The 18558-nt window shown below is 67.1% G+C and carries 16 protein-coding genes; 4 read left to right on the top strand and 12 right to left on the bottom strand.

The features are described from left to right. Nucleotides 1-155: 155 nt before the first annotated feature. From ACFYZS_RS31915 to ACFYZS_RS31860, 12 genes are all read right to left on the bottom strand, one after another. Nucleotides 156-938, bottom strand: coding sequence for a DUF6339 family protein (locus tag ACFYZS_RS31915; protein ID WP_389020185.1), 783 nt, complete (start codon nt 936-938; stop codon nt 156-158). Next, nucleotides 935-1846: a hypothetical protein gene (locus ACFYZS_RS31910; protein ID WP_389020180.1), complete on the bottom strand. Its 912-nt coding sequence runs from the start codon at nt 1844-1846 to the stop codon at nt 935-937. Before ACFYZS_RS31910 ends, ACFYZS_RS31915 begins: the two co-directional genes overlap by 4 nt. Continuing rightward, nucleotides 1846-3687 (bottom strand): hypothetical protein, encoded by a 1842-nt coding sequence (locus tag ACFYZS_RS31905; RefSeq protein ID WP_389020177.1) that lies wholly within the window; start codon nt 3685-3687, stop codon nt 1846-1848. Before ACFYZS_RS31905 ends, ACFYZS_RS31910 begins: the two co-directional genes overlap by 1 nt. Beyond that, complete coding sequence (locus ACFYZS_RS31900) at nt 3684-4694, bottom strand: PD-(D/E)XK motif protein (RefSeq protein ID WP_389020175.1); 1011 nt, start codon at nt 4692-4694, stop codon at nt 3684-3686. Before ACFYZS_RS31900 ends, ACFYZS_RS31905 begins: the two co-directional genes overlap by 4 nt. Further along, nucleotides 4691-7273 (bottom strand): Z1 domain-containing protein, encoded by a 2583-nt coding sequence (locus tag ACFYZS_RS31895; protein WP_389020172.1) that lies wholly within the window; start codon nt 7271-7273, stop codon nt 4691-4693. Before ACFYZS_RS31895 ends, ACFYZS_RS31900 begins: the two co-directional genes overlap by 4 nt. Nucleotides 7274-7869: 596 nt before the next feature. Beyond that, complete coding sequence (locus tag ACFYZS_RS31890) at nt 7870-8151, bottom strand: hypothetical protein (RefSeq protein ID WP_389020170.1); 282 nt, start codon at nt 8149-8151, stop codon at nt 7870-7872. Beyond that, on the bottom strand, nt 8141-12805 hold the full coding sequence (locus ACFYZS_RS31885; RefSeq protein ID WP_389020167.1) for a putative T7SS-secreted protein: 4665 nt from the start codon (nt 12803-12805) through the stop codon (nt 8141-8143). Before ACFYZS_RS31885 ends, ACFYZS_RS31890 begins: the two co-directional genes overlap by 11 nt. Beyond that, nucleotides 12805-13368, bottom strand: a complete 564-nt coding sequence (locus tag ACFYZS_RS31880; RefSeq protein ID WP_389020164.1) for a hypothetical protein — start codon at nt 13366-13368, stop codon at nt 12805-12807. Before ACFYZS_RS31880 ends, ACFYZS_RS31885 begins: the two co-directional genes overlap by 1 nt. Next, on the bottom strand, nt 13368-13769 hold the full coding sequence (locus ACFYZS_RS31875; RefSeq protein ID WP_389020161.1) for an SseB family protein: 402 nt from the start codon (nt 13767-13769) through the stop codon (nt 13368-13370). The genes ACFYZS_RS31880 and ACFYZS_RS31875 overlap by 1 nt, the downstream gene beginning before the upstream one ends. Before the next feature lie 529 nt (nt 13770-14298). Next, nucleotides 14299-14658 (bottom strand): ferrous iron transport protein A, encoded by a 360-nt coding sequence (locus ACFYZS_RS31870; RefSeq protein WP_389020159.1) that lies wholly within the window; start codon nt 14656-14658, stop codon nt 14299-14301. A 117-nt stretch (nt 14659-14775) separates the two neighbouring features. Continuing rightward, nucleotides 14776-15411 carry a restriction endonuclease gene (locus ACFYZS_RS31865; RefSeq protein ID WP_389020156.1) on the bottom strand — a complete coding sequence of 212 codons (636 nt, stop codon included), beginning with the start codon at nt 15409-15411 and terminating at the stop codon, nt 14776-14778. A 136-nt stretch (nt 15412-15547) separates the two neighbouring features. Further along, nucleotides 15548-15757: a hypothetical protein gene (locus ACFYZS_RS31860; RefSeq protein ID WP_389020154.1), complete on the bottom strand. Its 210-nt coding sequence runs from the start codon at nt 15755-15757 to the stop codon at nt 15548-15550. Between the two features lie 305 nt (nt 15758-16062). Between ACFYZS_RS31860 and ACFYZS_RS31855 the strand changes: the two genes are divergently transcribed. The 4 genes from ACFYZS_RS31855 (at nt 16063) to ACFYZS_RS31840 (ending at nt 17459) form a co-directional block, all read left to right on the top strand. After that, nucleotides 16063-16428, top strand: coding sequence for a hypothetical protein (locus ACFYZS_RS31855; protein WP_389020152.1), 366 nt, complete (start codon nt 16063-16065; stop codon nt 16426-16428). Between the two features lie 159 nt (nt 16429-16587). Next, nucleotides 16588-16803, top strand: coding sequence for a hypothetical protein (locus ACFYZS_RS31850; protein WP_389020149.1), 216 nt, complete (start codon nt 16588-16590; stop codon nt 16801-16803). Beyond that, the gene (locus ACFYZS_RS31845) at nt 16800-17072 is read left to right on the top strand and encodes a hypothetical protein (RefSeq protein WP_389020146.1); all 273 of its coding nucleotides are present in this window, start codon (nt 16800-16802) and stop codon (nt 17070-17072) included. The genes ACFYZS_RS31850 and ACFYZS_RS31845 overlap by 4 nt, the downstream gene beginning before the upstream one ends. 9 nt (nt 17073-17081) lie before the next feature. Next, entirely contained in the window at nt 17082-17459 is a 378-nt protein-coding gene (locus ACFYZS_RS31840) for a hypothetical protein (protein WP_389020143.1), read from the top strand. The last annotated feature ends 1099 nt before the right edge of the window (nt 17460-18558 follow it).

Here is an 18558-nt window from a genome sequence, read left to right as displayed (position 1 = left end):
ACCGTCCCACGTCCGACGCAGTGCGAGCACCCAACCGCTGGCTCACGGCCTTTTGTCACCGCTTCCTCTTGCCTTGTCCTGGCACCAGCCCAGAGTCGCCGGCCGACGTCAACACGGCAAGAGCATCGTGCCGAGCACCAGGTCCATGACAGTGATCATTTGTCAGACGCAGCCCAACTCCGGCTGCCTTCCAACGCTTCGATCGACTCTGAAACGAGGGCGTGCACGCGGCGTTGAACGACCGCTTCATCCAAGGAGGTGAAAGAGGTGTACGGCAGCAAGCGGCGCAGCCGCTTGGCGGTGTCTCGGACGACGTCCCGCCGGGGCACGGCGGCCCCGTACAGGCGTGGTGTGGTCAGCTCGCGGGCCAAGGCGCGGGCCAGCGGGGGTGTTCCGCCAATGGCACGCCGTTCGAAGATTTGATTGAGGTCGGATTCGGTGAGGTCGTCGAGCAAACCATAGTCCGTGGAACCCTCCCGGGTGACGGCGAGGACGTGGGCTTGCCACCACAGGCGGGCGAGGGTGTGGCGAACCAGACCGGCTCCGATCCAGCGCTTGGGAGCGCGAGTGCCGAACCGCCAGGCCACGACATCGGGGACGAGGCAGGTGGCGAAGTGGGTCCACATGTCGGGCTGGCCTGCCTCGGCAGGGGTGATGTCCATCGTGGCGTGCAGGATCTTGGCAGCCGCACGGTCAAAGAGGATCTTGTTGCGGTCATCGGGTGCTTGGGGATAGCCGGCACCTTGTGCGCAGGCGCGCAGATCCTGAGCGAGACTTTCCAGGTGGGCGACGTCGGCGGGATGGCCGCCGGTGGTGCCGTAGAAAGCGACGGGTGACACACCGGCCCGCTTTTCCAGGTCCTCCACGGACAATGCGTCGTACTCCGTCAAAAGCGCGGCGGCCTCGGCGGGGGTGATGCGGGGGTACAGCAGAGTCATGGCTTTTCCCGTCGGGTGCGTCGCAGCGCGCCTTGAAGGGCGGTGGCGAAGACGGAGGCGTCGGCGTCCCGGCGCGCCGCGACGGTCTCCAGGGACTCGCCTTCGAAAAGGTTGGAGACCAGAATGATCAGGCTTTCGGCCAGGCTTCCGGGCTCTTCGGCGGCGTCGAGCAGCGCGTCACGCCAGGCGGGACGCAGGCATGCCTCCACCAGTTGGCGGGCGACGTCGTCGTACATTGCCTCGATGAGGCGCCGTTGCAGGGGCGTGGGCGCTGCTGCACGGGTGGCTGCGGTGACCAGTTCGGTGTCGGACCGGTTCAGGTACAACCGCACGCCGCCTGCGACCGGTACGGCCGGATCGTCCGGGATGTCGATCGCCCATCGGGCGTCCTCGTCGAATCCGCGCAGACTGAAGTCGATCACTGAGGTCGGGAAGCGTGACGCGACGCCCTCCAGGTGAACCTCGGCCGTGTCCTCCCAGAGGATTTCGCCGGCATGACGGGGACTGAAAGGTCTCGCCCGGTCGAAGTCGGGAGCGTCCTCGGCGAGCACCAGCCGGGTTTTGAGGACGAGCGTCCCCCCGAGGTCGGCACCGGCCAGCCTGGCTTTGACGGTCAATTCGGTCGGCTCGACCACGATGTGGCGGAATGCGGATCCCGCGAGATGGGCAGCCGAGGAATGCCAGTCGACGACCACCAGAAGCACAGTGCCGGCGGGCAGTCGGCAAGCGGCCAGAACCTCGTGATAATTGACGGCCACTCGACGATGCAACGCGAGGTCGGCTTGCGGGTCCCAGTCCGGCAGCAGCTCCGGCAACTCTCTGATGCCCCCGGCGTCCTCGAGTTCCCAAAGGCTGGTCACCACCGCCTCGGCAGGCGGCCGGACGAAGGGCATGACATCGCGGGCCATCAGGGCGCCTCCCCCTGCATGTACTGCGCGCTGATGCGAACCCGGGTGGCTGCTCCATCGACGGGGCGTACCACCACCCGCCAGTCGCGGGGATCCTCGGCCTTGAGCGTGAGATCGGCGCCGGGTCGTATTTCGGCTGCGTCGAGGGTTTCGAAGCGCACCACGTGCGGGCTGGCCGCGCCGGCAGGCGGGTCCGTCTCGGCACCGTTGTCCAACGCCACGGACGAGGTCGCGGTGACAAGGATCGGGCGAGAGTTGCCTACCACGGTGATCTCGGTGACGACGAAGAACTCCTGGTCGATCTCGATGAGCCGGGGCGCGGTGGAGGTTCGCACCAGTGTGTCCGCGCCTCGACCGGTTGGCCGGCTGCCCGCTCTGGGCGGCCGTTGTCCGGCGCCGGATCCCGTGCCGGTGGGCATCAGGGAGGCGAAGTGGTTGGACAAAGCGCCCAGAGGAGGTTGGGTGCCGGCGGCCGCGGCCCGCTCGGGTTCGGCCGAGACGTACGTTTGCATACGGTTGTCGATTGTGCGCAGCGCCGAGCGGACCAGTTTCCTGGCGTTCGCGTCCTCCATGTTCTTGGGTACCCAGGCGTCGTGCGTAGGAGGTTCCGCGGCGGCGAATGCATCGTCCACGCCGACGTGGGTGCGAAAGACCGCGCCGTAGGACACGTCGGGCTCGGGTAGCTGTGGTCCGGGCCGGTACTGCACCACCAGGCCGGCCTGCCGCATGAGGGCGCAGTGGTGCATCGGTCCGTCGGTGGGGCCTGCGATGTCCGTCCAGTGCGGACGCACCGGAGTCATGAAGGCCTCGACGGCGAAGCGGCCGAGGTCGACGGAAGGTGTTCTGCTGCGCACGGGCGAGCCATCGCTGAGCGCGCTGCGGTAGGCGCGGACGAACGGCTGCAGCCTGGCCACTCGATCGGCTTCGGGCAGAGCAAGTTCCCGGCCGTCGATGCTGATCCGACAACGCATGCGGGTGGAGCCATGCGGAGTGTCGATCATGATGGGCCACAGTTCCCAGAGCATGGCGGAGCCTATGAACCAGGCAGCCTCTTGCATCGTGCGGGGCTGTTCAAGCCCGTCCGCCGTCGAGGTCGTGACGGAGCCCAGTCGGGCGCCCACGATCACGATGTCGGTGCCCAACTCGTTGGCAGCGCGCGCCGGCATGCCCAGGGCCTCGGCGACGGCGTCGGCCTCCTCGTCCAGCAGGGGGTCGGGGATGCCGTCGGATGCAATGGCGCCCCACCAGTGGCGTCCGGTGTAGCGCCGCTCCTGGTGGTCGAAGCTGTCTCCCAGGGCGACGGCGATCAGACGGGTCTGGACGCGGTCCTGCCACCGGCATCGGGTACGCACCAAGACGGTACCGGCCGTGCTGGTGGTGAACAGCACACCCTTGCCGAACCCGTAGGTGCCCCCGCTGTGTTCACGGTGGCTGGTGCGACCGATGTCACGGACCAGACCGACGAAGTCCGCGCTGCCGTGGTGGACCCGATCGCCGCGGAGGGGGCCGCCCAGGCCGCCCGTACCGCGGTCGCTGATGGTCAGCAGCACCGTGTCGGGATCCTCCAACACGGTGGCCAGAGGCAACGCCGTGCCGTCGCCGAACGCCGGCAGAAGGAGGTCCTTCCATGGCTGCAGACCGAACGGGCCCGGTTTGGCCAGCGCGATGCCGAAGCCGACCTCATCGGTGTTCAGTCGAGCGTCCCAGGTGTTCTGTGCAGCTTCCCGCACCAATACCTGTAGCGGATCCAGGTCAGGTCGACCCAGCTGCTTGCGGATGCCCTCACCGCTCGAGGCGCCTTCCGGCGCGGACGGCTGTGCCCACCACATTGCATCACTCACGTGGCCGACCGTCCTTGCAGCTGCGCCACGATCTCCTCATGTCCGAGGGCGTCGGGCAATCGGTCGGCCACATCGAGGCTGTAGCGCACGGCCTCGATACCGGCCGGCAACGTGCCGCGCAGACTGGCGTGTGTCAGGGCGGGGAAGCCGGCGTCGACCGGGAGGCCAAGCAGCTGCGGACGTCGATAGCGCACGCCCGCATACAACTCCGCGTCCGCCTCGCTGTATCCGGTCTTGGCCAACTGCTCGATCACACCGCGCGAGTCCTCGGCGGCGTTCACCACCCGCTCCGCGAGCTCCGGCAGGGACGTGCCTGAAGCGTCCTCGACCAACCGGACCAGAATCAGCGTCAGGTGCCCACCGAGCGGGGGCGCCAGCTGGTCCAGGCCGTGAATCTCAACCGTGGACCCGTTCCGGCCCAAGGCCTTGACCTCCCAGCTTCCACCAGGAAGACGGAAGTCGTGCGGCTTGCGGTCCGGTCCGGTCCAGGTGTGCACGGGCCGCAGAAACGCGTCCCCACGCAGCAGATGCTCCAGCACGGTCAGCTCTCCGAAGAGACCCCTTTGCTCCGTGGCCGTCAGCCGTCCACCGCGGCCTGCGAACATCTCACGCCACGCCTCCAGGACCCGTCGACAGGTCTCCGAAGGATCCGCGCCGTCCGCGGCCAAACGCACCAGGATCTCACTGACCACGTCGTCGAACAGATCACCCAGGTCGGTGCGATGACACACCAGATCCGCATAGTGCTGTATTCGGCCGTCAACGACGACGACTTCCTTCTTGAGGCGCACGTGCGCCGACCGCAAATCCTCGCGGACGTCCTCCTTGCGAACGGGCAGCAGCAGATGACGATCCCCACGCGCATCCAGGCCCACCTGCACCGCGCCCGCCTTCACCACGAGCCCGATCGGCGCCATGATCAGGGGGGCGCCGGCCGTCCGCTGCGCCGCCAGAATCGACCACGTCACCCGCAGCTCACGCCGCCAGTCCATGTCGGCGGTGCTCATGCCTCGTCCGCCTCGTCACTGAGGGCGCTGGCCACATCGTCGTACTCCGCGGGGTCGATCGCCTGGTGATCGATACCCACCTGCACGTATCGGTTGGCCACCTTGTCCTTGGAGTTGCCGGGAAAGACGAAGGCGGCACCGATGACGTGTTCGACCGCCTCCAGCGGAAGACGCGTGTCCTGGTTGGCGTCGTCCGGAGGCGAGTCCTTGGCGATCGGGTAGAGCAGCAGCAGCCCCTGGTCCTGGAAGTCGGGGTGGTCATTACGCAATGCCACCAGGCCCTCCTCTGACTTACGACGTGCCTCGGCCGCAGGCACGTCCATGTCGACCACGCGGTGCTCCTTGGTCATCAGCGTCTTGATGTCCGCCTTCTCCCCACCGCCGTCCTTCAGCTTGGATCGGTTGATCGTGCCGACCCGTACCTGCTCGGCGAACTCCACCACGTGCCGGGAATCCGCTGCGGGACCGCCCATCACTGCGACGGTCCAGTTCAGCAGGCTCTGTGGCGACTGCCGATTCTCCTTCTCGATGTACGCGCGGATCAACCTGGGCTCCAGATCAGGCGAGTCCTCGTGTACCCGGTACTTGGCGACGAAGCCCAGGACATGCCGCACGTCCACATCGCGCAGAAGCACCTCGCCGGTGCCTCGATCATGCAGACTCGCACCGTCGCGCAGGGCGTCACCGATCAGCGTGCGGGCCGCTTCCAGATTGTCGGCCAGCCACTGTCGGTCGTTTTCACGGAAGTAGCGCGTCTGCACGCGTCGGCCGCCGTAGGAGGTGTACGCCGTCCTGGCTCGTCCCATCTTCGCCGTCACGTTGAGCACCGGGTGCGTACGAATACGCACCCCCACCTCACTGGGCGGGATGTTCTCCTCCTCGTAGCGCCTCATGTCGAGCCGGATCTCGTGCTCGACCGTCGCCAGATGCCTGAAGTACTCCTTGAGCTGCTTCGTCATCCAGATACGAGGCAGGTCCTCATAACCCGGCCGGAACCCGAACCAGCGGCCCATCTGCAGCAGAGTGTCGTAGGTCTTGGCCGATCGCACGAAGAAGCTGACCACCAACCCCTCGAGCGTCAGTCCTCTCGACAGAGTGTTGCCGCCTACGGCGATGGCCACCACCCTGTCCTTGGAGTAGTCCAACCGGTCCCGGCTGCGATGGTTGTCGAGCACCACCTTCGTCTGTGCCACGACCTCCGCAAGGTGCTCAAGCAGGTCATCGAAGGGAATGAAGCGGTTGCCGAACTGCGCGGCGGGGACCTTGACGCTCTCTTCCTCCCACTGACGACGCAACTGCGCCAGCACCTCTTCATCACTCGCTTCCAGAGCGTCGACCATGTTTCGCCGCATCGCCAACAGCGGCGCCCGATATGCCTCGTGCACGACGGTCTGCATGCTGGGGTGCACGAGCATCGTCGAGTGCTCCTGGTCGCCGCGGCACCGACGTGCCGCGGTCGCCATCCAGAAGTACCGGACCGCCTCGGTCAGCTCCTTCGTCAGAGTCGGTGCAAAGTCCGGTGTGTCGACCCTGCGGTGGGGGCGCAGCAGGTTGACCGTCTTGTTGGGGACGATCCGCACCATGTCGTAACCGTCGAGGTCACTGCCCGTGGCCTCTCCCTCCACCGCCTCCCGCCCAAAGATCTTTTCAGCCCCGAAGTAACCCTCCGGCTGGGGCAGACTCAGGATGAACGTCTCCGGATACAGATCCTCGGCCGACGGGTCGATCAGCACATTGGCGAAGGGCGTGGCCGTGTAGCCCAGGTACGTGCGCTTGTCGAACAGATTGATCAACTGACGTATCTGCGGGTTGATGGTGGCCGTGTCCACGCTCGCCTGGTCGGCCTCATCATCGATGATGAGAACCGGCAGATCGGCGAAACCGCCGGCCTGGCCCGCAGGCCTCAACCAATTGATCAGCCGCTCCAACCGCAGATGGTTCTTCTTCACCACGCACAAGGTCACCCCCGTGCCGCTCTGGTGCAGGTACGCGGCCGCCTTGGTGTTCTGCTCCTCGAAATCGGAGTCCACCGACGTCAGCGTGAACCATCCATCGTCCTTGCGCGCCAGCAACTGCTCGGCCAAGCGCTCCTGGGTCTGGCGGCGTAGACCATTGTGGATGCCGGACAGAACGATGATCAGCCGGTACCCGACGTCGGCGGCCTTGGCGATCACAGCCGTGTAGTTCGTCGTCTTGCCGGACTGCACGTACCCGACGACCAAACCCTTCGTCAGGAACGTCGCCCGAGACGGGTCATTGGTAAAGGCGATGACCTTCGACGAAGCCTCGTTCAGCACCTTCAGGCGATCCTTGGGCCAACGCTCCTGCTGCTCCAGGAACTCCGCATACGGCACCCAGTAGGGGTCGTCGGACAGAGGACCCGGATACCACGGCTTCATCCCCGGCGCGGCAAGAATCTTCGGCGGGTAGCCGACCCTGACGGACTCGGCACGCTTCTGGTACTCCCGGACATAATTGTCGATTTCGTCCTGATCGAAACGCTTCCGGAACTTGAGGACCGTTTGTTCCAGCCCGCTGCGCTGCGCCTGAGCTGCAAAGACGTCGAAGAAGTCATCCACACGGCCGACTGTAGAGCACCCCACTGACACTCACATGCCCCTTGCAACACCACATGATCCCGCCGCCCTGGCAACAGGCACGCCCCTCGGAAATCATGGATCGAGGACTCCAAGGAGGGCTCGACAGAGAGCAAGCTGCGTGATGGGCAGATCTAACGAGTGCGGCGCCGACGAGCAGAACAGTGGCAGAGCGGTCCTGCTGCCCAGCCCTCCGACCAGGCCGTCCACCGTCAGCACACGCCAAGCCAACAGCGCGTCAGAACGCCACGAGGAAGCCGGATCATCTCGGTGCCGGTCTCAATGCGTGTTGACGCACCCAGTACGTCACGGCCCGTCGGGCCACCCCTCCGCCCCGAGCGAGCCAAGGCGAAATGACGACACCACTTTCAGGCGTGACGAGGCACCCAGGGCCAAGCCAGACGAACGGTAGGGGTCCGGCAGCGTGCACGCTGTGTGCAGGGTTCATCCCCGCACGCGCGCGGAGCAGATCCTCGACAGCCTCGTCCGTGGCCGCCGCGAGAGCGTCGTTGGGCCACGGACCCACAGAGCTCGCCGGCCGCTCGAGTTCGGAGCTGCTCCGCGCAGTTCGGCGAGTCTTACACCTGCTCCTGCACCACCAGGGCGTCCTCGGCTCGGAGCGCAGCCGCTCCGGGCCCGACGAGGCAGACCTTCCCGTGGTGCATTTCGTCCAGCACCTGCCGGGCCTGCCCGTACCACTCGATCTCCGTCAGCTCCACGGTGTCATCCGACGGGAACGGCATCCGGTAGACCGTCCCGACGCTCGCCGGCCCGTGGAGGCTCCGGACCACGCACTCGGCCCGCGAGCCGTCCACGGTCTCGACCGAGATGACGAGGAGCCGGTGGCCATCAGCCGCCATGTTCATGAGCCCTTCGAACGAATTCCGATATCTGTTCCGGCGTCAGTTTAGGGACGTCGTATTCCAAGAGGGGGTCGATGTCCGACTGCCCGACCCGACCGGGGACATGGATGCCCATGTCTCCCAAGATGTCACGGGCAACAGCGGAGGGGATCTGCGCCGTCGCGCGAGCCGTGAGTTCCGCAGGACTCAGGCCCACGGGCACTTCCGCCTCCCGCCTGATATAGCCGTGGAAGGTCTCCACCCCGTCGAGTGAGCTGCGCGGGATGACTTGGACGACCGCGTCTCCGAACTCCTGCGCACGGGTGGCGAACACCGTCGCCACACCGGGATCGGTGGAGGTCGGGGTGATGGTCAGGTCTTGGACGCCCGGGCTTCCCTCAAAGCCGTGCGTGGTACCCCGGAACAGGTGCTCGTCCTCAGGGCAGGGTGTCAGCCCCAGCGGATCGGCCCATGTGTGCGGGTTGTATACGTAGGCCACGGGGTTGGCTGCCGGCGCCAGGCCCAGGGGATCGGGTGAGAGATACCGGGCAGTCTCCGGGTCGTATGTCCGGAAGACATTGTGGTGAAGGCCGGATTCAGGGTCGAAGTACTGGCCGGGGAAACGAAGCGGGGTGTATGCCGTCGCGTCCCGGTTCCATGTGGTCTTGCCCCATACCGTGGCCTGGGTACGCCAGGCCGTCTCACCGGCTTCGTCGATCAGTTCGATCGGCGTGCCCACCAGGTCCGTCACGATCGAGAAGAACCGGCTGTCGATCTCGGACTGTGAGGAGTCGGAGTGGATGCGTTCCGTCTGGGTCAGAGGATGTGCGCCCTCATGGGTCCAGGTCAACGTCACCGGGTGCGGCAGGTCCGACGAGACCGTGGTCTGTTCACACAGCACGGGGCCGTCCCAGACGAAGAAGGTCTCCTCCACCACTTCCCCAGATGCGGCGAGGCGTTGCTTGGAGGCGCGTCGGCCCAGCGGGTCGTAGCGGTAGCGCCAGGTCGTGCCGTCCGGCGTGATCAGTGAGGTCAGCCGGTCCTCGGCGTCCCACGTGTACCGCCACGTGTCGGGCTTGCACGACAGACGGGACTTCTGGCGGAGGGTGACCCGGCCCGCCTCGTCGTACTCATAGCGGACCGATCCGGCACGCCGGATCCGCGTACCTTCGTACTCCCGCTCCCCCTGGGCCTGGCCTCCGGGGTGGGAGAGCGGCCATGAGGCCGAGGTCTGATTGCCGACTTCGTCGTAGGCGTACCGCTCGGACCAGCCGTCGGCGTCCACCGATGTGACCCGAGATGCCGCGTCGAGGGTGATGGTGCGGGTTCCGGTCAGGCTGTCGTCGATCCCGATGAGAGCGCCGTCCCCACGGTATGAGTATCCGCGGCGCCGCAGGGTCCGACCGTCGTGGCCGATCACCTGCTGACCGGTGAGACGGCCGCCTTCATCGAACGTACGGGAGAGGTCCGCACCACCGCCCAGAGAACGCGACACGATGCGGCCGACGGCGTCCCGTCGGAAGGCCACCGTTCGCCCCGCGGTCGTAAGGGCGGTCCTGCGGCCGGCCGCATCATGCGTCCACTCGACCCGCTCGCCCGTGGGGGTGCTCCGCCCGGTACGGCGACCCAACTGGTCATAGGTGAAGGTCAGCGTGCGCCCGTCGACCGTCTCCGAGCACAGCCGTCCGGTACGGTCCCTCAGCCGGGTGACCTCTGAGTCCGGACCGGTGATCCGGACCGGCTTGCCCGACACGTCGTACTCGTAGGTCGTCACGGCGCCGGCGGCATCCTTGCGAACGACCCGGCCCAGCTCGTTGTACGCATAGACGATCCGCTCGCCCGTGGCCGTCGTACGGGTCGTGAGACGGCCCGCCGCGTCATACGCGTAGCCGGTGGTCCGCGCGTCGAAGTCCGTCTCGCTTATCACGCGCCCGGCCTGGTCGTACGTGTACGACCAGGTCAGACCCTGCGGATTGGTCACCCCGGTGAGGCGCAGTTCGGCATCGTGGACGAAGGTGTAGCGCGCCCCGTCCGGGCCGGTGCGGGCGGTGAGCAGGTCGAAGTCGCCGTATTCGGATTCGGTGGTGCCGCCGGCCGCATCGGTGAACCGGACGCAGTTGCCCTCGCCGTCGTACGTCCAGATCTCCGAGCCGCCGGCCGGGGTCGTGCGGCGCAGCAGCCGGCCCTCCACGCTCCACTCCATGTGCACGGTGTGGCCGAGGGGATCCGTCACCGCACTTGGGCGGCCGAAGGCGTCGTACTCATAGCGGGTGACGTTGCCCAGCGGGTCGACGGACTCGACGAGAAGTCCCGCGGCATTGCAACGGACCGCCGTCGTGCTCCCCTGCGCGTCGGTCACCGCTGAGAGGTGGCCACGCGCGTCGTAGGCGAAGCGGGAGATCCCTCCCGATGCGCCGGTGACCGAGGTGCGATTTCCCCGCTCGTCGAAACTCTGCCTGACCACGCTGCCGTCTGCATTGACGATCCGCACCGGCCGACCGAGCTCGTTGTACTGGGCCGTCGACTCACGGCCGTCCGGACCCACCACTGACGTGACCCGGCCCGCCTCGTCGTACGCGAGGGTGGTCCGGTGACCCATCGGGTCGGTACGCGACAGCAAGCGGTTGAAACGGTCCCGTTCCGTGCGGATCACCGCACCGGTGGCGTCGGTTTCGGCGATGACCTGCGCCCGCTCGTTCGATTCGTACCTGCGCAGGTGACCCAGTGCGTTCACCGCGCGCGTGACACCCGGCTCATACGTGTAGCGCATGCCGAGATGGCCGTTGGTGCCGGACTGTTCGATGCAGCGGTCGTGCTCGTCGTAGGTGTAGTCGAAGCGGCGGCCGTTGGTGTCGGTCCAGGAGGTGATGCGGCCGTGATCGTCGTAGGCGAAACGCAGCGGCTTCGCAGAGGAGTTGACCACCTCGCCGAGGTGGCCGCTCTCATAGCCGTAGTCGAGGACCTTGGTGCCGTCCGCCAGGGAGAGCGAGGTGATCCGGCCCTGGTCAGTGGTGACACGCACCTGGTATCCGCCGCTGTGGCCGACCGCCGCCGGCATGCCCTCGGTGTCGTACTCGTAGATGATCCAGGCACCGTTACGGTCGTCAAGCTGTGCCAGCGCGCCCTCTTCCGTGTAGCGCCACACCCGGCCCGTCTCAGGATCGGTGACCGTGAACTCGCCCTCAGGCGTGCGGGCCAGTGGCCAGCGACGCCCGTGGCTGGGCAGCACGGGAAGGCCCGGTGCCGGGTGCGGGTACTGGAGCAGGCTGCCGTCCTCGCCTATGCGGACGACACCTTCGGCATCGATCTCCAGCCTCTGGTCGAAGGTGCTGGCCCACGAAGGACCGAACCAGCGGCCGGACCGGTATGAGGACTCGAAGGTCCGGGTGAGGACCAAGGGGAGCGAACCGGGCAACAGAAGGTCTGTCTGCGGAAGGACCATGCGGCCGGTTGCCACGTCGACCGGGTCGTCGATGCACACCTTGTCGCCCGGGGCACGCGCCGGGGCCTCGGGGCCCTCCCGTTCCAGGCCCCGCCGGGCCGGCCCCTTCAGGTCGTCCAGGTGCGAGGCGGCCGAGCCGACCTTCTTCAGGGAGCCGAGCCCCTTGGAGCCGATCAACTCCGGGATCAGCTTGCCGACGCCCTCGGAGGGATCCTTCATGAACTCGTCGAGCATCTGCTTGCCCGCGCCCCACGGGTCGTTGGCCATGGTGACCAGGCCCGCGGCCGTCGAGTTCAGGTGACTCATGTACTCGGCCGGGTGAGTGATGTTGTAGGGGTCCATCGGGTTGAGCGCGCGGGCGAAGTTGAGCGTGCCGGCCGTGCCCTTGAGGACACCGCCGACGAGGTGGGTCGAGGCGAGGTCGAGGTAGTCCAGGCCGTCGCCGAGCTGCTCCGCGTACGAGGGCTTCTTCGGGGCCTTTTCGCGGGCCGTGCGGACCGCCGTACGGGTCGTCTCGGCGACCTCGTTGCGCTGTTTGCGGGCGCTGTCGAGCTTGTCCTGGGCAGCGGTGGCGAGCGCCTCACCAGGGTCGACGAAGTCTTTGGCGTCGACGGGCCTGGGCGGCAGGGGGTCCTTCTTGGCCTCCACCGCCTCCTTGTAGGCGGTGACCTTCTTGTTGTGGGCGCTGCGGGCGTCGGTGGAGACCTTCTGGGCGTGTTCGTAGTCCGCCAGGGCCTCCTTGGCCTGGCCCTGCGCCCATTCGACGGTCTCGGCGAAGCGGCCCATCGCGTCGGCTGCCTTGCCGAAGGCCGCGGCCGCCTCGAACCAGCGGGGCGGTTCCTTGGCCACCGCCTTCTGGAAGGCTTCTGCGGCCTTGCCCTTGAGGCCGTCGGGCTCCCCGATGCCCTTGAGGCCGTTGCCCACCTGCTCGAAGGAGGCCTTGAAGTCGTTCAGGTGCGAGACCTGGGCGCGGATCTTGGAGACGCTGCCGTAGACGAGCTTGTTCGGGTCGTCGGTCTGGCCGAGTTCGAGTTCGGCGACGTCGGCGCCGAGCACGTTGGCGGCCGAGCGGCTCTTGTCGCGGATCCACTCGCCCGCGTCGTCGAGCCCGACCTCCTCGGCCAGGTCGGCCGTCTTGTCGCCGGCCCACTCGATGGCGTCGCCGACCTTCTCGACCGCGTGCTCGGCCTTGTCCTCGATCGAGTCGGGTATGAAGTCCCGCCAGCCCATCAGTTACCGCCCCCGTTGCCCTTCGTCTGCTCCAGCAGGTCCTTCAACGACCCGATCTTCCCCGTGGAGGTCACCGTGTCCTTGGTGTCCGACCAGGTCTTCTTGATGTCCTCGGCGCTCTTGTCGAAGGACTCCTGGCTGTAGTCCGGCTTGTAGACGTCCGCCCGGAACAGGTCCCCCCAGCCCTTCTGCTCGATCTCGTCCTCGGTGGCGTGCGGGTTGCCGTAGCCGGCGTTCACGACGACCTTGAAGGCACCCTGCATGTACTGGTCCTCCTCCCACACCGTGCCCGCGGCGATGCCGAGGTTCCCGGCGAGGGTGGAGGCGTCCTGGATCAGCGAGCGCACGCCCCACTCCCAGCGCTCGCAGAAGTCCTCGAAGTCGGTGGCCAGGCCGGCGTGCCCGGCCTCCATCCCCGTCATCGACAGGTCACTGAACCCCTCGCCCTGCGAGGCGCCCGCCGCGTCGGAGGACTCGCGCAGCTCGGATATGGCCGCGCGCAGACCGTCCCGGATGTTCTTGACGGCCGCCGGAGAGACCTCGAGGTCCCCGTCGCCCGCCATCAGGCCGCGTCCCCGTGATCGACGTCCACCGCGTACGCGTCGGGCACGATCCCCGCGACCGGCGGGAAGAACATCGAACCATTCTCATCTGCCACGTTCACGGCCACCCCCGCCGGACCATCGACCATCGGAACCACCGCATCCACGAGACGGGCGCCCAGGATCGCCAGGTACTCCCACTCCTGGTCGCCGGCGCCGCGCGCCTGTACGAACCGGGCCAATGCCTCTTCGTCCGTGAAGGCGTAGAACCAGCGGATCCCGCCCTGAACGGCGGACATCAGACCACCGCCGGGGCCGTCCGCGAGCGGGGCGAGCAGAACGGCCCGGCGGAACTCCCCCACCAGCCGCGCCGGATCACCCTGCCCATCCCGAACGGCCGCAATCTCCCCCGTCAACTCCATGTTCCTCTTCCCCTAAGCAACGGTCAGCGCCCCAAGGCAACCGTACCTTGACCGCTTGCTCCGCTTTCCGGCGCATATCCGCTACCCGCACAGGCAGCCGGATCCCGACAACGGCTGTCGGAGTTGCGCCCGAGTGGATACGGGCAAGGGTCGGTGAGATCGGACGAGTGCCCCCGGAGCCGACGCCCTGGTTACCGTTGCCGGGTAAACGGATCGAATGCATCGGCCGGCGTGCTGGCGCGCCCCGATGCTCTGCTGCCTCTCCTGGGCAGCAGCCATGAGGGGGCCGTTGCCTTCCTTGCCGAAGTCGCGGACCTCGACGCGACGGACCCGGCGGACCACAGGCTGGCGCGACGCCAGGCCGATACCCTGACCGCTGCCAGCAGGATCGTCACCAGCGCAAACGGCTACTCGGTGAGGTGCCCACGCCGATGCTCGGGCAACAGCGTCAAGTCCACCGGGGACTTCACCGCACCATCCGCACACAGCACCGCGTCCACCAGCGCGAACAGCTCGTCGCGCCGGGCGGTCAGACACCCGCTTCGGGCTCTGGCTCGGCCCTTAGGTACCGGCCCCAGATCTGGGCCTTGCGATAGGGACCGGCCCCGTCGCAGTCGTACTGCGGCGCGTCAAAGCTCACCCAGTACACCAGCTCGCCACTGAGCGACCGGGCATGTTCATTGGGTTCGGGTGCACCCATGGCATCGATCGTTCCGGCAAACTCGACCCGCCAAGGACCGTCCCATTCCCGGTCGCGAACGACCGTGACCCGGCTGCCCGGTGCGAGCGCACCCGTCGGCCGTGCATGGCTCAAGGGACGACCGAGGATGTGCTCCATCGCTTGGCGGTCGTCCACGTCCGGAGGAACAGGGCCGGAACTGTCTGTCATGCCGCCCACCCTGCCCGCACCACTTCAGGAGCGCCAGAAGATAAAGAACAAGTTCAGCGCGTGTCCGCAAAGTCCCGCCGGCCCCGCGGGCGCACGGCGCTACTTCGCGGACACCCCCTAGGAGAGGGGGGTCCGGCGCCGGGGCGGAGGTACAGCCCGCAAGAGCTCCCACAGGGGGCGCGAGCCGGCGGCCCACTCGGCGAGCACCCCGCGGTCTACGAGGTGCAGGTGCTGGGACTCGGCGAAGTCCACGGCGTTGCTCGTGATGCGGCCGTTGGTGAGCATCACCAGGACGTCGCCGTTGTGGACCTGGCGGCCGGTGCCGTTGAGGACGTGGAGATCAGGGGTACCGACCGGCCTCCCGGACCAGCCGGCCTTGCGGTGCTTGCACTGGATCACCCAGCGCCGCCCGTACGGATCGGTGGCCTTCACATCCGCGCCGTTGTCACCGCGGCCACCGACCCGCTGTGCGTCGGCGCACCCGTCCCGGTGCATGAGGTCGCGCACCGCGAACTCGAACTGCGTGTGGTGCAGACGGTCCAGCTGCTCCACCGCGTAGCGCAGGCCCTGTGCGCGAACCTGCTCCCATCGCGCTGCTTCCCCGCGCCGCCACATCCAGACCCCGCACGTCCCGGCCGCCGCCAGGACGGCGAGGACCACGACCCACGGGTGGTCCGCCAGCCACCTCAGCGCGGCGGCCGCCAGGCTGAGAAAGACCGCGGCCGCGAAAGCAGCCAGGAGCACCTGCTCCATGTGCTGGTTCTTGCGCCGACGGGGCCGCCGAGCAGCGCGCCGGACCGGACGACGACGCGCACTCATCGGCCACTCCGCACAGGCGAGGAGTCCACCGTGTTCCGCCGAAGGGGTGCGCGAAGGAGGTTCGCCAAGGTCACTGGCCCGCCTGGGAGATACCGCTGACGAGCTGACCGAGGAAGCCTGCCATGCCCTGGCCGACGTCGGTGGGGGCAAGCATGATGCCCAGCGCCAGGACGATGACCACGGTCATCTTCTCGTCGAACCGGCTCCGGGCCTCGGTACGGCGGCGCAGCCGCAGCACAACGATGACCACTAGAAGTACCGCCACGTTGATCGTCAGCAAGCGCCCAGCCCCCCGCCAGAACCGGGGCAGCGGACGACAACCCCGGCTTCTTGTGTAGCGCGAGGTCAGCGGCGAAGTGACCAGAATGCCGGGGATTGGCGGCAATGCAACGCGCTGGCCGAATTCAGCGGGCGCTGCCCGCTGATCTTGTGGCCTTGAAACCCGTATGCGGTGTACGCCTGCGGCTTATGGTCGTGGCCATGGAGCCAACTTCACCGAGCCTGATACCTACCTGTCTCCACAGGCCAGGGCAGCAGGCACTCCTGTTCCTCCTGGGGTGCGCGTTTGCGCTGTTGGCCGGTGGGATGCTGACCAGCGGGTCGGTCGCCGGAGACCCCTTCGGCATAGTGCTCTACGTCGTCATGGGCGCAGGCAGTCTCTGGATTGTGTTTCGCAGCTGGGTCATGGGAGTGGAGATCAACTCCACGGGCCTGACCGAACGTGGCCTGGGACGATCGAAGGCCGTTCCGTGGTGCGCGATCGACACGGTCATCACCGGTGCCGGTCCCGGCATGGCCCCGTCGCAGGCTCCCGGCTTGGTCCTCAAGAACGGTAAGCAGGTAGGACTCGGCGCCCTCGCCTCGTTCTCCAGCCGTATCGTCGACCGCGACTTCGCCCTGATCAAGTCCCTACACGCCACTCACGTCACCGACTGCCCCAAGTGCGCGTGAGTACTCCGGCAGGGTCGCCGGCACCTCGTCGCTGTCACGTGTGAGCACGGAGGCTGCCCGGCCGCAGCTGCACTGTGTTCGGCAACCAGCCCTGAGCCGGTACGGGTCGGAAGCCGGTCTGCTGTGATTGTCCAGGAACCATCGTCCGGGGAGAGGCTCATGACCGGGCGCCAGGGGTCGACCGGAGAGATCCGGGTCGAGGAGGACGAGGTGCTCGAAGCCGAGCTCGTCGACGACGCCCTGCTGCCCGACACCGTCACGCCCGCAGCAGCGCCTCGCCCCCTGCTCGACCGGCACACCATCCTCCACGCAGCCAGCGCAGGAACTTCGCCGAATGGTGCGAGGCCATGGGCCGGGTGGCGCGGCCCTGCATGACGGCGACGTACGTGGAGTGGGTCGCCGGCCTGATCGCCCGCGAGATGGCTCCGAACACGATCCGGACGTACATGTCGGGCGTCCATATATGGATGCCGGAGGACCAGCGGCCGGGGACGACCGAGGCGCGCGGAATGCCGGCCGAGTACCGCAAGGAATGGGGCAAGCGGAACCGTCTCCGCAAGGCCCCGGCCATCACCGAGCCGATGCTGCGCGCCATGGTCGACACCTGCGACCTGCGCACATCGGCCCGGCAGCGGGACCGGTGAGCGCCGCTGGTGGGCCGCGGCGCCCTCAACCGCCGTATCGAGCTGGCCGACCTGGACATCGACGACGTCGAGGGCGAGGACACCGGGGTCAACCTCTGGATCGCCTATTCGAAGACCGACCAAGAGGGAAAGGGAGAAAGCACGTTCATCCCGGCCGACCTGGCCGACTCTCCCCTCTACGACCCGATGTCGGCCGTACGGGACTGGCTGAGCTGCCTCCACGGGATGGGCATCCACGAAGGCCCGCTTATGCGCGCCCTCACCTCAAAGGCCGCCTCCAGAACCGGACGGCCACGACTACCCGCGGCAAATACGTCACGGGCGATGCCCTCAAGGACTGGATCCGCCACCGCGCACACCTGGCCCGGCTGCCCGGCTGGCACCTGATCACCTCGCACGGCCTGCACCGAGGCGGCGCCCAGGAAATCGCGGACGCCGGCGGCGACCCCACCCACCAGGGCCGCTGGAAGCCCGACTCGGCGACGGTAAAACGCGAATACCTGGACCGCCCCCAGTCCCGCTCCCAAAACCCCTGGCACCAGGTCCAGGCCGCCCGCCGCAGCGCCCGGAAAAGGACACCATGAGCGTCGCAGGAATTGGGTCCTTGGGTCCCTCTTGATCAAGTTGTCGATCCGGACCTGGCTGATGATCCCGCCGCTTCCCTGACTACACCGTCTACGCCCACGTCAGACTTCGGCTCCAGCGGGACGCCAGCGATCTCCTCGGTCGCACTCTCCACAACCCCCCAAGGCCGCCACCGGTTCGGACGCCAGCGCTGGCCCACCGCCTGGTGCAACTGCCGTCCACTGAAATGACCGTCAACCACCGCCGTCAAACACCCCACCGGACAGATCCGGTGGGGCTCCCCTGGGGCACTATGAGAATGCGACAGTGGACAATGCTGCACTCCATGCAGAGCGGAAATCCAGAGCGCCCTTAACTTAGCCTGCCCGCCCGCCCGCCATATGGGGCCGCCTTCGGGGGAGATGTTGACTCCGAATCATCCGATTACTTTAAGCGGGTGCGGGTGGAGGGAGAGCCGAAAGCGGCGTCCAGCTCACTTGCGATCCTCCACGTATGCCTCAAGAAATCCCCTCTCGCCCATCTCAACAAGACCCGCAAGGCGTTCTGCGGCACCGACAGTCGACTTACCGTGCCGCCGCAAAGCGATCATCCTCGCACTGCAGATTCCTAGGGACCTCATCGCTGCAATGTAATTTAAATATTCCTCGACAGGCCAACACGTGGATCGACACCTGTCACCCTGATGCGCATTATGACACCTTCCCCAACCCACCGCCGAGAATGATCAACGCGACTTCGAGAGCATCCGAGCAGGATGTGAAGTCGACATCTGTCCGATTTCTATCCACCTGGTCGATTACACTTGAGTCGCCCCCCGTTAGGCGCCGCACGACCTTGAGTGGCGGCATCATACTGGGTATGCCCCTTGATGATATAGATACCCATCCGCATTCAAGTCGCA

The sequence above is a fragment of the Streptomyces sp. NPDC001903 genome (genome assembly GCF_042891345.1).
Lineage (GTDB): Bacteria > Actinomycetota > Actinomycetes > Streptomycetales > Streptomycetaceae > Streptomyces.
This window is presented reverse-complemented; position numbering and strand designations above follow the sequence as displayed.

Bases quoted from the DNA above. Each gene is read 5' to 3' on its own strand.
- ACFYZS_RS31915 (WP_389020185.1), bottom strand. From the start codon at position 938: ATGACTCTGCTGTACCCCCGCATCACCCCCGCCGAGGCCGCCGCGCTT.
- ACFYZS_RS31910 (WP_389020180.1), bottom strand. From the start codon at position 1,846: ATGGCCCGCGATGTCATGCCCTTCGTCCGGCCGCCTGCCGAGGCGGTG.
- ACFYZS_RS31900 (WP_389020175.1), bottom strand. From the start codon at position 4,694: ATGAGCACCGCCGACATGGACTGGCGGCGTGAGCTGCGGGTGACGTGG.
- ACFYZS_RS31890 (WP_389020170.1), bottom strand. From the start codon at position 8,151: ATGGCGGCTGATGGCCACCGGCTCCTCGTCATCTCGGTCGAGACCGTG.
- ACFYZS_RS31885 (WP_389020167.1), bottom strand. From the start codon at position 12,805: ATGGGCTGGCGGGACTTCATACCCGACTCGATCGAGGACAAGGCCGAG.
- ACFYZS_RS31880 (WP_389020164.1), bottom strand. From the start codon at position 13,368: ATGGCGGGCGACGGGGACCTCGAGGTCTCTCCGGCGGCCGTCAAGAAC.
- ACFYZS_RS31875 (WP_389020161.1), bottom strand. From the start codon at position 13,769: ATGGAGTTGACGGGGGAGATTGCGGCCGTTCGGGATGGGCAGGGTGAT.
- ACFYZS_RS31870 (WP_389020159.1), bottom strand. From the start codon at position 14,658: ATGACAGACAGTTCCGGCCCTGTTCCTCCGGACGTGGACGACCGCCAA.
- ACFYZS_RS31865 (WP_389020156.1), bottom strand. From the start codon at position 15,411: ATGGAGCAGGTGCTCCTGGCTGCTTTCGCGGCCGCGGTCTTTCTCAGC.
- ACFYZS_RS31855 (WP_389020152.1), top strand. From the start codon at position 16,063: ATGCTGACCAGCGGGTCGGTCGCCGGAGACCCCTTCGGCATAGTGCTC.
- ACFYZS_RS31850 (WP_389020149.1), top strand. From the start codon at position 16,588: ATGACCGGGCGCCAGGGGTCGACCGGAGAGATCCGGGTCGAGGAGGAC.
- ACFYZS_RS31845 (WP_389020146.1), top strand. From the start codon at position 16,800: ATGACGGCGACGTACGTGGAGTGGGTCGCCGGCCTGATCGCCCGCGAG.